Source organism: Streptomyces ficellus (assembly GCF_009739905.1).
GTDB lineage: Bacteria > Actinomycetota > Actinomycetes > Streptomycetales > Streptomycetaceae > Streptomyces > Streptomyces ficellus_A.
In genome coordinates this window covers 5,069,510-5,081,446 of sequence record NZ_CP034279.1, presented here as the reverse complement: position 1 = coordinate 5,081,446, position 11,937 = coordinate 5,069,510, and the positions used below count along the sequence as shown (strand labels likewise).

10 protein-coding genes and 3 tRNA genes are annotated in these 11,937 nt (G+C 71.2%); 7 read left to right on the top strand and 6 right to left on the bottom strand.

The window, feature by feature from the left end; genetic code table 11:
* Positions 1-373: 373 nt before the first annotated feature.
* On the bottom strand, positions 374-880 hold the full coding sequence (locus EIZ62_RS22710) for a MarR family winged helix-turn-helix transcriptional regulator (protein ID WP_156694536.1): 507 nt from the start codon (positions 878-880) through the stop codon (positions 374-376).
* Positions 881-998: 118 nt separating this feature from the next.
* On the opposite strand from EIZ62_RS22710, the gene EIZ62_RS22705 reads away from it, so the two are divergent.
* Positions 999-1,412 (top strand): organic hydroperoxide resistance protein, encoded by a 414-nt coding sequence (locus tag EIZ62_RS22705; RefSeq protein ID WP_156694535.1) that lies wholly within the window; start codon positions 999-1,001, stop codon positions 1,410-1,412.
* On the opposite strand, the gene istB is transcribed toward EIZ62_RS22705, so the two are convergent.
* A complete protein-coding gene (istB, locus tag EIZ62_RS22700; protein WP_156694534.1) occupies positions 1,402-2,610 on the bottom strand; it encodes an IS21-like element helper ATPase IstB in 1,209 nt (402 codons plus the stop codon). The genes EIZ62_RS22705 and istB overlap by 11 nt on opposite strands.
* A gap of 427 nt (positions 2,611-3,037) precedes the next feature.
* On the opposite strand from istB, the gene EIZ62_RS22695 reads away from it, so the two are divergent.
* Positions 3,038-3,457, top strand: coding sequence for a DUF7144 family membrane protein (locus EIZ62_RS22695; RefSeq protein WP_156694533.1), 420 nt, complete (start codon positions 3,038-3,040; stop codon positions 3,455-3,457).
* Positions 3,458-3,464: 7 nt separating this feature from the next.
* Entirely contained in the window at positions 3,465-4,301 is an 837-nt protein-coding gene (locus EIZ62_RS22690; RefSeq protein ID WP_156694532.1) for a class II glutamine amidotransferase, read from the top strand.
* Positions 4,302-4,354: 53 nt separating this feature from the next.
* On the opposite strand, the gene EIZ62_RS22685 is transcribed toward EIZ62_RS22690, so the two are convergent.
* The 3 genes from EIZ62_RS22685 to EIZ62_RS22675 form a co-directional block, all read right to left on the bottom strand.
* Positions 4,355-4,428: transfer RNA gene (locus EIZ62_RS22685), tRNA-Ile, on the bottom strand.
* 189 nt (positions 4,429-4,617) lie between these two features.
* Positions 4,618-4,690, bottom strand: a tRNA-Asn gene (locus EIZ62_RS22680).
* 5 nt (positions 4,691-4,695) lie between these two features.
* A tRNA-Asn gene (locus tag EIZ62_RS22675) sits at positions 4,696-4,768 on the bottom strand.
* Between the two features lie 172 nt (positions 4,769-4,940).
* On the opposite strand from EIZ62_RS22675, the gene EIZ62_RS22670 reads away from it, so the two are divergent.
* The 4 genes from EIZ62_RS22670 to EIZ62_RS22655 all read left to right on the top strand — a co-directional run bounded on the left by EIZ62_RS22670 (position 4,941) and on the right by EIZ62_RS22655 (position 10,467).
* A complete protein-coding gene (locus tag EIZ62_RS22670; RefSeq protein WP_156694531.1) occupies positions 4,941-5,243 on the top strand; it encodes a YtxH domain-containing protein in 303 nt (100 codons plus the stop codon).
* A gap of 21 nt (positions 5,244-5,264) precedes the next feature.
* Positions 5,265-6,707: a xylulokinase gene (locus EIZ62_RS22665; RefSeq protein WP_156694530.1), complete on the top strand. Its 1,443-nt coding sequence runs from the start codon at positions 5,265-5,267 to the stop codon at positions 6,705-6,707.
* Positions 6,708-6,781: 74 nt separating this feature from the next.
* Positions 6,782-8,515, top strand: a complete 1,734-nt coding sequence (locus EIZ62_RS22660; protein WP_156694529.1) for an ABC transporter ATP-binding protein — start codon at positions 6,782-6,784, stop codon at positions 8,513-8,515.
* A complete protein-coding gene (locus tag EIZ62_RS22655; protein ID WP_156694528.1) occupies positions 8,515-10,467 on the top strand; it encodes an ABC transporter ATP-binding protein in 1,953 nt (650 codons plus the stop codon). The genes EIZ62_RS22660 and EIZ62_RS22655 overlap by 1 nt, the downstream gene beginning before the upstream one ends.
* A gap of 26 nt (positions 10,468-10,493) precedes the next feature.
* Here EIZ62_RS22655 and EIZ62_RS22650 read toward each other — a convergent pair whose 3' ends face one another.
* Positions 10,494-11,906: an RNA polymerase sigma factor gene (locus tag EIZ62_RS22650; RefSeq protein WP_156694527.1), complete on the bottom strand. Its 1,413-nt coding sequence runs from the start codon at positions 11,904-11,906 to the stop codon at positions 10,494-10,496.
* Between the last annotated feature and the right edge of the window lie 31 nt (positions 11,907-11,937).

The window sequence follows — 11,937 nt, the reverse complement described above, 5'->3', positions numbered from 1 at the left end:
CCGGTGGGTACGGTCGGGGCCCCTCCGGACTCACCTCCTCGGGGTCGGCGGGGCGCCCACCTACTTCTGTCGCCGTATCTCGCCGCCGATCCCCTGCGGGGGCGACCCTGCACGGCCCCTCCTCGCCGCGGTGGTTGCCTGCGCGCCGCACCACGGCGTACGGACCGAGCCGGCAGTGCATCCGGCCCGCAGCCGGGATACGGCCGGGCCGCGGCCGTGCAGGGTCGCCCCCGCAGCGCGCTGGCGGCGCTGGTGCGGCTCCCTTACGTGTGACCCAAGGCCGCCGGCGCCGAGGAGGTGAGCCCGGAGGGGCCGCGGCCCACCACCCACCGGCAGGCGACCGACCCGCACCCCATCCGACCGCGGAGGCACGTCAGTCCTCCGTCACGCACCCCTCCGCCAGGGGCCCCGCCGCGTCGAGCGCGGTGGTCAGTTCGTTCAGGCGGGCGCGCAGCTCGCGGACCTCGTCCAGCGTCATCCCGGTCGCGGTGGCGATGCGGCGCGGCACCCCGAGGGCCCGCTCGCGCAGCGCGGTGCCGGCCGGGGTGGGCCGGGCGGTGACGGACCGCTCGTCCTCGGCGCTGCGTCGCCGCTCGACGTACCCGGCCGCTTCCAGCCGCTTGAGCAGCGGGGACAGCGTGCCGGAGTCGAGCCGCAGGTGCTCGCCGATCTGTTTGACGGGCAGTTCGCCGCGTTCCCAGAGGACCAGCATCACCAGGTACTGGGGGTACGTGAGGCCGAGGTCCTTGAGCGCGGTGCGGTAGACGCTGTTGAACGCGCGGGTCGCGGCGTGCAGGGAGAAGCAGATCTGGTGGTCGAGGCGGAGGAAGTCCTCGTCCCGTGCCGTGCCGTCCGCGACCTTGGTGCCGAGCGTGTCCATGCGGCCAGGATACGCCAGCACACCCCTGGACCCAATTAAGTTGTGCACAACTGAATCGTGCGCTATAAATATGACCACACCGATCCACCCACCTCCCCTCCCGAGAGGACGGTCCCCCATGGACGCGCTCTACACCGCTGTCGCCACCGCCAACGGTCGCGAAGGCCGCGCCGTCAGCTCCGACGGCCAGATCGACCTTCCGCTGGGCTTCCCGCAGGCCCTCGGCGGCAACGGCCAGGGCACCAACCCCGAGCAGCTGTTCGCCGCCGGGTACGCGGCGTGCTTCGCGAGCGCGATGGGGGCGATAGGCCGGCAGGAGAAGATCGACGTCAAGGACGCCTCCGTGACCGCCGAGGTCAGCATCGGCAAGGACACGGACGGCGGCTTCGGCCTCGCGGTCGTGATGCGCGTCGAGCTGCCGGACCACCTCCAGGGCGAGCCGGGCCGCGACCTGCTGGAGAAGACCCACGCGTACTGCCCCTACTCGAAGGCGACGCGCGGCAACATCCAGGTCGAGCTGGTCATCGAGTGACCCAGCCCCCGACGCCGGCACCCTCCAGCCGGCGGGTGCGGTAGCTGTCGGCGTCCAGGGTGACGACCTCCGCGTGGTGGGCCAGCCGGTCCACCGTCGCGGAGGCCGTCGCGCTGTCGCCGAACACCTCGTCCCAGCGCCCGAGCGGCCGGTTGCCGGTGACGATCAGCGAGGCCCGCTCGTAGCGGTGCGAGACGAGCTGGAAGAACAGGTTGGCCACCTCGGGCTCGAAGGGCACGTAGCCGACCTCGTCCACGATGAGGACGGGGTACGCGTCCAGCCGGGCCAGCTCCGCGCGCAGCCGCCCCGCGGCCTTGGCGTCCGAGAGCCGGGTGCCCCACTCGGCGGCGGTGGCGAAGAGGACCTGGTGGCCGGCCTGGCAGGCCCGTACGCCCAGGGCGACGGCCAGGTGCGTCTTGCCGGTGCCGGGCCCGCCGAGCAGCACCACGTTCGCCTTGCGGGCGACGAAGTCGGCCTTCCCCAGCCGGGCGATCACCTGGGGGTCGGGCGCCCGCAGGTGCCCGTCGTCGAACGTCTCCAGGACCTTCCTGGCCGGGAACCCGGCGGCCTCGATCCGTTCCTCCGCCCCGGAGCCCGCCTCCGGCGCCTCGTCGTGGTGCGCCGCCCCGCCGTCCCGCTGGGCGGGGATGGTCACCGTCCGCGGTTCGGCGTGCCGCGTCTCGTGCAGGGCGTGTGCCTTGGCCTCGTGCGCGGCCATGGGCCCGGACATGTAGGCGAGGATCGCGGCGCTGGCGATGAACGCCATGTGGATGACCGTCCCCCAGAGCAGGTCGTGCCGGGGGGTGTGGTGGACGTCGACGAACATCTGGAGCAGGTGGACCGACGAGATCCCCACGATGGCGGTGGCCAGCTTCACCTTCAGCACGTTGGAGTTGACGTGTGACAGCCACTCGGGCTGGTCGCGGTGGCCCTGGAGGCCGATCCGCGAGACGAACGTCTCGTACCCGCCGACGATGACCATGATCAGCAGGTTGGCGATCATCACCACGTCGACGAGCTTCAGCACGGCGAGCATGACGTGCGTCTCGTCGGCGTGGCCGCTGATCACGTGGTGGATCAGGTGCCACAACTCGTTGAAGAACTTGTAGACATACACACCTTGCGCGGCCACCAGCCCGAAGTAGAGGGGGGCTTGGAGCCAGCGGGTGGCGAACAGGGCGCAACCCAGGGTGGTCATGTTCGGCGGAGCGGGTACGGAGCGGGACACAGGTCCTCCAACGGCGGGGAGGATGGTCATTCTTGTGCGCAATCACCGACAATCTGAATTCGCGCCACCCGTTGGGATGAATAGGATTTCAGTAGCACAACCGCCCAGGCCCGCACGCGTGGCGATCACCCGCTCGCTGCGCCACCATGGAAGACAGGTCCCGCCGTCCTGTTGGGCCCCGTACCCGGCGCCGGCGGGCGCGCCAGTACCGGCGTCACCGCCCCTTCTGCCGCGGCGGCGTCCGGACGGAGCCGCGAGAGCGCGAACAGGACAGTGCGTCGGACGACCCGCACCGGGAGCGAACCGGACCGCCGCGCGGTGGCCCGGGGGACGACCCGGCCTCGACGCCTGCGCACTGGACACGTGAACCAGACAATCGAGCAGAGCGGGATACGCCATGTCGACCCACGTACAGCACGACAGGAAGTCGCAGGGTTTCGCGTCCGGACTGGTGGTCTTCTCGGCCGTCATGATGGTCGTGGCGGGAGTCCTCGACCTCTTCCGGGGCATCATGGGCGTCGCCAGGGACGACGTCTTCGTCACCACTCCGAACTACATCTTCAAGTTCGACCTGACGTCCTGGGGCTGGATCCACCTGATCTTCGGCGCCCTGGCGATCATCGTGGGCATGGGGCTGTTCAAGCCCTCCATGTGGGCCCGGGTCGCCGGTGTCGCGCTGGCGTCCCTGCTGCTGATCGCCAACTTCCTGTCCATCCCTTACTACCCGCTGTGGTCGATCGTGGCCATCGCGATGTACGGGTTCATCATCTGGGCGCTCTGCACGGTCAGGCCGGACTCGGGCGGCCGGGGCGTGTGACGCCGCGATGTGCAGGTGGCTCGCCTACTCGGGCACACCGCTGCTGCTCGAAGGCATTCTGTACCGGCCGGCGCATTCGCTGATCGACCAGAGTCTGCACTCGCGCATGGGCGTCGAGACGACGAACGGCGACGGGTTCGGCATCGGCTGGTACGCGCAGGACACGGACCTCGACGCCCCGGCGGTCGTCCGGGACGTCGGGCCGGCCTGGAACAACCGCAATCTGCGGGAGATCGCCAAGACCGTGAGGTCTCCGCTGTTCTTCGCGCACATCCGCGCTTCCACGGGCACGGCCGTCCAGCAGACGAACTGTCACCCGTTCCGGCACGGGCGGTGGCTGTGGATGCACAACGGGGCGATCGCGGACTTCCACCTCCTGCGCCGGGAGCTGTGCCTGGCGGTGGAGCCGGGGCTGTTCGCGGACATCGAGGGGTCCACGGACTCGGAGGTGATGTTCTACCTGGCGCTCACGCTGGGCCTGGAGGAGGACCCGCCCGGCGCCGTGGCCCGGATGGCCGGACTGGTCGAGCGCACGGGCCGCGCGCACGGCGTGGACCACCCGCTCCAGATGACGATCGCCCTGACGGACGGCGTGAGCATCTGGGCGTTCCGCTACTCCACGGAGCGCAGGTCGCGTTCGCTGTTCTACAGCAGCCGCGTGGACTCGCTGCGCGCCCTCCACCCGGACCTGACGTTCCTCCGGGACATCTCCGACGAGACCCGCCTCGTCGTCTCCGAACCACTCGGCGACCTCCCGGGCGCCTGGCACGAGGTCCCCGAACACACCTACGGCGTGGTCCGCCCGGGCGCCGACGACCTGCGCCCCTTCGCCCCGGCGGCGTAGGGAGAAAACGCCAAAGCCGCAGGTGAAAACGATTCTTCACCTGCGGCTCGCAGTGGGGCGGGTGGGACTCGAACCCACGGCCGACGGATTATGAGTCCGCTGCTCTAACCGGCTGAGCTACCGCCCCTTACGGCGCGTCGCGCACATTTGTGCGCGCCGTCTGCCGCAGCATAGCCGCTCATACGATCTCCTGCTCCGGATGGTCGGCAACGCTCGACCATGAGGACTGCGCTGCGCCCTGCTTGGTTCCCAGCCGGGGCGAACCGGGGCGAAAAAGAAGGGAGAGGGCGCCCGAGGGGGCCCTCTCCCGTCGCTGCTCCCCCGGCTGGACTCGAACCAGCAACCCTCCGGTTAACAGCCGAATGCTCTGCCAATTGAGCTACAGGGGATCGCGCTCCCCCGACTGGACTCGAACCAGTAACCTGCCGGTTAACAGCCGGCTGCTCTGCCAATTGAGCTACAGGGGATTGCTGCGTTGCACCGAACGTACCTACCTGGGGCGTCCCGGGCGGCGCTCGCTCGCTGCGACACATACATTAGCGCAAGCAGGGGGGTGCTCCGCCAATCGGTTCCCGGGGTGATCTCCGGCCCTCAGGGGTAGGCGGCCAGCACCGACGCCTACGGAAGGGTGGCAGAGCCATGCGGTACAAGGTCACGTTCGTCGTTGGACTGGCCCTCGGATACGTCCTCGGGACTCGGGCCGGCCGGGAGCGGTACGAGCAGCTGCGGAAGTCGGCGCGGGAGTTCTCCCACAACCCGGCCGTCCGCAACGCCGCCGAATCGGCCGCGCAGACCGGTCGGGAGGTGGCCGGCAAGGCGCTGCACACGGTGAGCGACAAGGTCGGCGACCGGATGCCCGAGTCGGTCGCCGAGCGGGTGCGTTCGCTGCGGGAGCGCAGCCAGGGCAACGGCCAGGACGAGTGGGGAACCAGTAACACCTAGGGTGCGGCAGAATCTATCCCCATGGGGATAGTCGCCGGGTTGGACAGTTCGTCGGGTTTCACGCGCATCGTCGTCTGTGACACGGAAACGGGCGCGGTGCTGCGGCAGGGCTACGCGCAGCACCCCGTCGAGCCGAAGGCCACCGAGGTGGACCCGCAGGCGTGGCTGCTGTCGCTGGGCGAGGCGGCGTCGGGCGGGCTGCTCGAGGGTGTCCAGGCCATCGGGGTGTCCGCGCAGCAGCACGGTCTGGTGCCGCTGGACCGGCAGGGCGCCCTGGTGCGCCCCGCGCTGGTCGGCAACGACAAGCGGGCCCAGGTGGCGGCGGCCGATCTGGTCGAGGCGTTCGGGGGCCGGCAGGCGTGGGCGGAGGCCGTGGGCTGCGTACCGCAGTCGGCGCAGCCGGTGGCGAAGCTGCGGTGGCTCGCGCGTACGGAGCCGGAGGCGGCGGCGCGCGTGGCGATGGTCATGCAGCCGCACGACTGGCTGGTGTGGCAGTTGCTGGGCCGGCCGGTGCGCAGGACGACGGACCGGGGCGCCGCGTCGGGCACGGGGTACTGGTCGGCCGGTACGGGTGCGTACCGGCCGGACCTGGTGGAGCTGGCGCTGGGGCACCAGGCCGCGCTGCCGGAGGTGCTGGGGCCCGCCGAGGCCGCCGGGATGACCCCGGAGGGGCTGTTGATCTCGGCGGGGACCGGCGAGACCATGGCGGCCGCGCTCGGCCTCGGGCTGGGCGTCGGGGACGCCGTGGTGTCGCTCGGGGCGTCCGGGTCGGTGATGGCGGTGCACCACGAGGCGCTGGCCGACCCGCGCGGGATGATCACGGCGTTCGCGGACGCGGCGGGGACGCACCTGCCGGTCGTGCACACGTCGAACGCGGTCCGGGCGCTGCGCGGGACCGCCGAGATGCTGGGGCTGGACGGGGGTCTGGAGGAGCTGTCGGCGCTGGCGCTGAAGTCGACGCCGGGTGCCTCCGGGCTCGTCCTGCTGCCGTATCTGGAGGGTGAGCGCACCCCGCAGCTGCCGCACACGGCGGGGACGCTGAGCGGGCTGCGGCGCGAGTCGATGAAGCCGGAGCACCTGGCGCGGGCGGCGTTCGAGGGCATGCTGTGCTCGCTGGCGGACGCGATGGACGTGCTGCGCGGGCGGGGTGTGGAGGTGCGGCGCGTGTTCCTGCTCGGGGCGGCGGCGGAGCTGCCGGCGGTGCAGGCGGCGGCGCCGGCGATCTTCGGGGCGCAGGTGGTCGTCCCCCAGCCGGCCGATTACGCGGCGCTGGGTGCGGCGCGGCAGGCGGCGTGGGCGCTGGGGGTGTCGCAGGGGGTGCTGTCCCCGCAGGCCCCGCCGGCGTGGCAGGGCGCGGCGGCCCAGGTTTTCGAGCCGGGTGAGGAAGTGGCGGTGGGCCAGGCGGTGCGCCAGCAGTACATGGCGACGCGGGAGCAGCTGCATCCGGGGGCGTTCGCGGCGTAACGATCGGGCGGGCGCGGGGCAAAGGAGCGGGAAACCGAGTCGTACGGGCGGGCGTGTCCGGCGATAGTTGAACCGTGCTCAGACAACTTCTCCGGATCCACCTGGGGCCGTACAAGCGGCCCATAGCCCTGCTGGTCGCCCTCCAGCTGTTGCAGACGTGCGCGACGTTGTACCTGCCGACGCTGAACGCGGACATCATCGACAACGGTGTCGTGCGGGGTGACACCGGCTACATCCTGCGCTTCGGCGCGCTGATGATCGCCGTTTCGGTGGTGCAGGTCGTCTGCAACATCGGCGCGGTGCACCTCGGGGCGCGGACGGCGGCGGCGCTCGGGCGGGACGTGCGGGCGGCGGTGTTCGACCGGGTGCAGTCGTTCTCGGCGCGGGAGGTCGGGCACTTCGGTGCGCCGTCGCTGATCACGCGGACGACCAATGACGTCCAGCAGGTGCAGATGCTGGTGCTGATGGCGTTCACGTTGATGGTGTCGGCGCCGATCATGTGCGTGGGCGGGATCGTGATGGCGCTCGGGCAGGACGTGCCGCTGTCGGGCGTGCTGCTCGCGGTGGTGCCGGTGCTGGGTGTGGCGGTCACGCTGATCGTGCGGCGGATGCGGCCGCTGTTCCGGACGATGCAGGAGCGGCTGGACACGGTCAACCGGGTGCTGCGCGAGCAGATCACCGGCAACCGGGTGATCCGGGCCTTCGTGAAGGACGCGTACGAGCGTGAGCGGTTCGAGCGGGCCAACGCCGGGCTGACCGAGGTGTCCATGTCGACCGGGCGGCTGATGGCCCTGATGTTCCCGACCGTGATGACGGTCGTGAACGTATCCAGTGTCGCGGTGGTCTGGTTCGGTGCGCACCGCATCGACGACGGCGCGATGGAGATCGGCGCGCTGACGGCGTTCCTGGCGTATCTGATGCAGATCGTGATGGCCGTGATGATGGCGACCTTCATGTTCATGATGGTGCCGAGGGCCGAGGTGTGCGCCGAGCGCATCGAGGAGGTGCTGCGTACGGAGTCGAGCGTGATCCCGCCGGCGGCGCCGGTGCGGGAGCTGTCGCGGCGCGGGCACCTGGAGGTGCGGGGGGCGGACTTCCGTTATCCGGGGGCCGAGGAGCCGGTGCTGCGCGGGGTGGATTTGGTGGCCCGGCCGGGCGAGACGACGGCGATCATCGGTTCGACGGGCAGCGGCAAGTCGACGCTGCTGGGGCTGGTGCCGCGGTTGTTCGACGTGACGGGCGGCGAGGTGCTGGTCGACGGGGTGGACGTGCGGGACCTGGACCCTGCGGTGATGGCGCGGACGGTGGGCCTGGTGCCGCAGCGGCCGTACCTGTTCTCGGGGACGGTGGCGACGAACCTGCGGTACGGCAACCCGGCGGCGAGCGACGAGGAGCTGTGGCACGCGCTGGAGGTGGCGCAGGCGGCGGCGTTCGTACGGGAGCTGGAGGGCGGCCTGGACGCGCCGGTCTCGCAGGGCGGGACGAACGTGTCGGGCGGGCAGCGGCAGCGGCTGGCGATCGCGCGGACGCTGGTGCAGCGGCCGGAGATCTATCTGTTCGACGACTCGTTCTCGGCGCTGGACTACACGACGGACGCGTTGCTGCGTACGGCGCTGGCGGCGGAGACGGCCGAGTCGACGGTGGTGATCGTGGCGCAGCGGGTGTCGACGATCCGGGACGCCGACCGGATCGTGGTGCTGGACGAGGGCCGGGTCGTGGGAGTGGGGCGCCATCAGGAGCTGATGGCGGGCAATGAGACGTACCGGGAGATCGTGCTCTCCCAGCTGACCGAGGCGGAGGCTGCCTGATGGCGGGGCCGGCGGGACGGATGATGGCGGCGGCCGGGGGCCCCGACCAGCGGTCGATGGACTTCAAGGGGTCGAGCAGGCGGCTGCTGCGGCAGTTGCGGCCGGAGAAGGCGACGCTGTCGGTGATGCTGGCGGCGGGCGTGCTGAGCGTGGCGCTGTCGGTGGTGGGGCCGATGATCCTCGGGTGGGCGACGGACCTGGTCTTCGCGGGGGTGGTCGGGCGGGAGATGCCGGCCGAGCTCAGCAAGGAGCAGGCGGTGGCGGGGCTGCGGGCCGACGGGGACGGCGGGCTGGCGGACATGCTGTCGGGGGTGGACTTCGTCCCGGGCCGGGGCATCGACTTCGGGGCGGTCGGCGGTGTCCTGATGGCCGCGCTGGTGGTGTACGTGGTGGCCGGGCTGCTGATGCTGGTGTCGACGCGCATGTCGATCCGGGTGATCAACCGGACCGTGTACCGGATGCGGGAGGACGTGCAGGCGAAGCTGGAGCGGCTGCCGCTGTCGTACTTCGACCGGGCGAAGCGCGGTGAGGTGCTGAGCCGGGCGACGAACGACATCGACAACATCTCGCAGACCATGCAGCAGACGATGGGGCAGCTGATCAACTCGGCGCTGACCATCGTCGGTGTGCTGGTGATGATGTTCTGGATCTCGCCGCTGCTGGCGCTGGTGGCGCTGGTGACGGTGCCGGTGTCGGTGGTCGTGGCGACGAGGGTCGGCAAGCGGTCGCAGCCGCACTTCGTGCAGCAGTGGAAGTCGACGGGCCGGCTGAACGCCCACATCGAGGAGATGTACACGGGGCACGCGCTGGTGAAGGTCTTCGGGCGGCAGGGCGAGGCGGCGGCGGACTTCCGCGAGCAGAACGAGGCGCTGTACGAGGCCGGGTTCCGGGCGCAGTTCAACAGCGGGGTCATGCAGCCGCTGATGCTGTTCATCTCCAACATCAACTATGTGCTGGTGGCGGTGGTCGGCGGGCTGCGGGTGGCGTCGGGGACGCTGTCCATCGGTGACGTGCAGGCGTTCATCCAGTATTCGCGGCAGTTCTCCATGCCGCTGACGCAGGTGGCGTCGATGGCGAACCTGGTGCAGTCGGGTGTGGCGTCGGCGGAGCGGATCTTCGAGCTGCTGGACGCCCAGGAGCAGGAGCCGGACGCGGTGGGCGCGGCGGGCAGGCCCGGGGGGCCGGAGGAGGACGGGCGGGACCGGGGACGGGTGGCGCTGGAGAAGGTGTCGTTCCGCTACGACCCGGAGCGGCCGCTCATCGAGGACCTGTCCCTGTCGGTGGAGCCCGGTCAGACGGTCGCGATCGTCGGCCCGACGGGCGCGGGGAAGACCACGCTCGTCAACCTGCTGATGCGGTTCTACGAGGTGACCGGCGGGCGCATCCTGCTGGACGGGGTGGCGGTGACGGAGATGTCCCGCGACGAGCTGCGGTCGCGGATCGGCATGGTGCTCCAGGACACGTGGCTGTTCGGCGGCACGATCGCCGACAACATCGCGTACGGCGCGTCGCGCGAGGTGACGCGGGAGGAGATCGAGGAGGCGGCGCGGGCCGCGCACGCCGACCGGTTCGTCCGTACGCTCCCCGACGGGTACGACACCGTCATCGACGACGAGGGCGCGGGTGTCAGCGCGGGTGAGAAGCAGCTGATCACCATCGCGCGGGCGTTCCTGTCGGACCCGGTGATCCTGGTCCTGGACGAGGCGACCAGCTCCGTCGACACCCGGACCGAGGTGCTCATCCAGAAGGCGATGGCCCGGCTGGCGCACGGCCGGACGAGTTTCGTGATCGCGCACCGGCTGTCGACGATCCGGGACGCGGACGTGATCCTGGTGATGGAGAACGGGGCCATCGTCGAACAGGGCACGCACGAGGAGCTGCTGGCGGCGCGGGGGGCGTACGCCCGGTTGTACGCGGCGCAGTTCGCGCAGGCGGTGGCGGAGGTCGACTGAGCCGGCCGGGCCGCCGGGGCGGCCGCTCAGTCCAGGTAGCCGCGCAGCTGGTCGGCGAAGGCGTGGTCCCGCAGTTTGTTGAGGGTCTTGGACTCGATCTGGCGGATGCGTTCGCGCGTCACGCCGAAGATCCGTCCGATCTCCTCCAGGGTGCGGGGCCGGCCGTCGGCCAGGCCGTAGCGGAGCTGGACGACCTTGCGTTCGCGTTCCCCGAGCGTGGACAGGACGGCCTCCAGGTGCTCGCGCAGCAGGAGGAAGGCGGCGGACTCCACGGGTGAGGCGGCGTCGCCGTCCTCGATGAGGTCACCGAGCGCGACGTCGTCCTCCTCGCCGACGGGGGCGTGCAGCGAGATCGGCTCCTGGGCGAGGCGCAGCACTTCGCCGACCCGCTCGGGTGCCAGGTCGAGGTGGGCGGCGACCTCGTCGTGGGTGGGTTCGCAGCCGCGTTCCTGGAGCATGCGGCGCTGGACGCGGACGACCCGGTTGATCAGTTCGACGACGTGGACGGGGACGCGGATGGTCCGCGCCTGGTCGGCGAGGGCGCGGGACATGGCCTGGCGGATCCACCAGGTGGCGTACGTGGAGAACTTGTAGCCGCGCGCGTAGTCGAACTTCTCGACCGCCCTGATCAGGCCGAGGTTGCCCTCCTGGACGAGGTCGAGCATGGTCAGGCCGCGGCCGACGTAGCGTTTGGCGACGGAGACGACGAGGCGCAGGTTCGCCTCGATGAGGCGGCGTTTGGCCATCCGTCCCATGACGACCAGCCGGTCGAGGTCCAGGGCCAGTTGGGAGTCCGGGTCGGGGGTGCGGGCGAGTTTCTCCTCGGCGAACAGTCCGGCTTCGACGCGGCGGGCGAGTTCGACCTCTTCGGCGGCGGTCAGCAGCGGTATCCGGCCTATTTCGCGGAGGTACTGGCGGAAGAGGTCGGCGGAGGGGCCGCTCCCGGCGGCTTCCGCGGAGGCGGTGCGGCTGCGGCCGGTGGCGGTCTGCCCGGCGTCGTCGGGTTCCGCGTCCGGTACGGCGTCGGGCGGGAGCACCGGCACGACGTCGGGCACGGGGTCGAGCACGGGGTCCGTCGCCGTGTCGAGTACGGGGTCGAGTACGGGGTCGGTCAGCGGGTCGAGGTCGGGACCGGCCGGTGCGTCGGGGGCGGCGCCGGTCGGCGCGTCCGGCCCCGCGCCGGGTCCGGCCTCCGGGTGCCGCGTCGGAAGGCCCTGCACGGGGACGGCGATGGCCGTGGCCGTGGCGGGGTCGATGTCGGTCGGGGTCCGGGTCTGCACGGGGGCGACCTCCAGGGTGATCGCTGCCGGTTCGGGGGCGTGCGGCAGCGGGACGGCGGCGGCCGCGCCGCTGTTCTCCGTCCCGTACTCGATGAGCGGATCCGCGGGGGTGGGGCGCCCACCATCGGTGGACCGGCCGCGCTCCGAGGACTCAGGCACCGCCCCCAGTGTGGGGTACGACACATCGCTG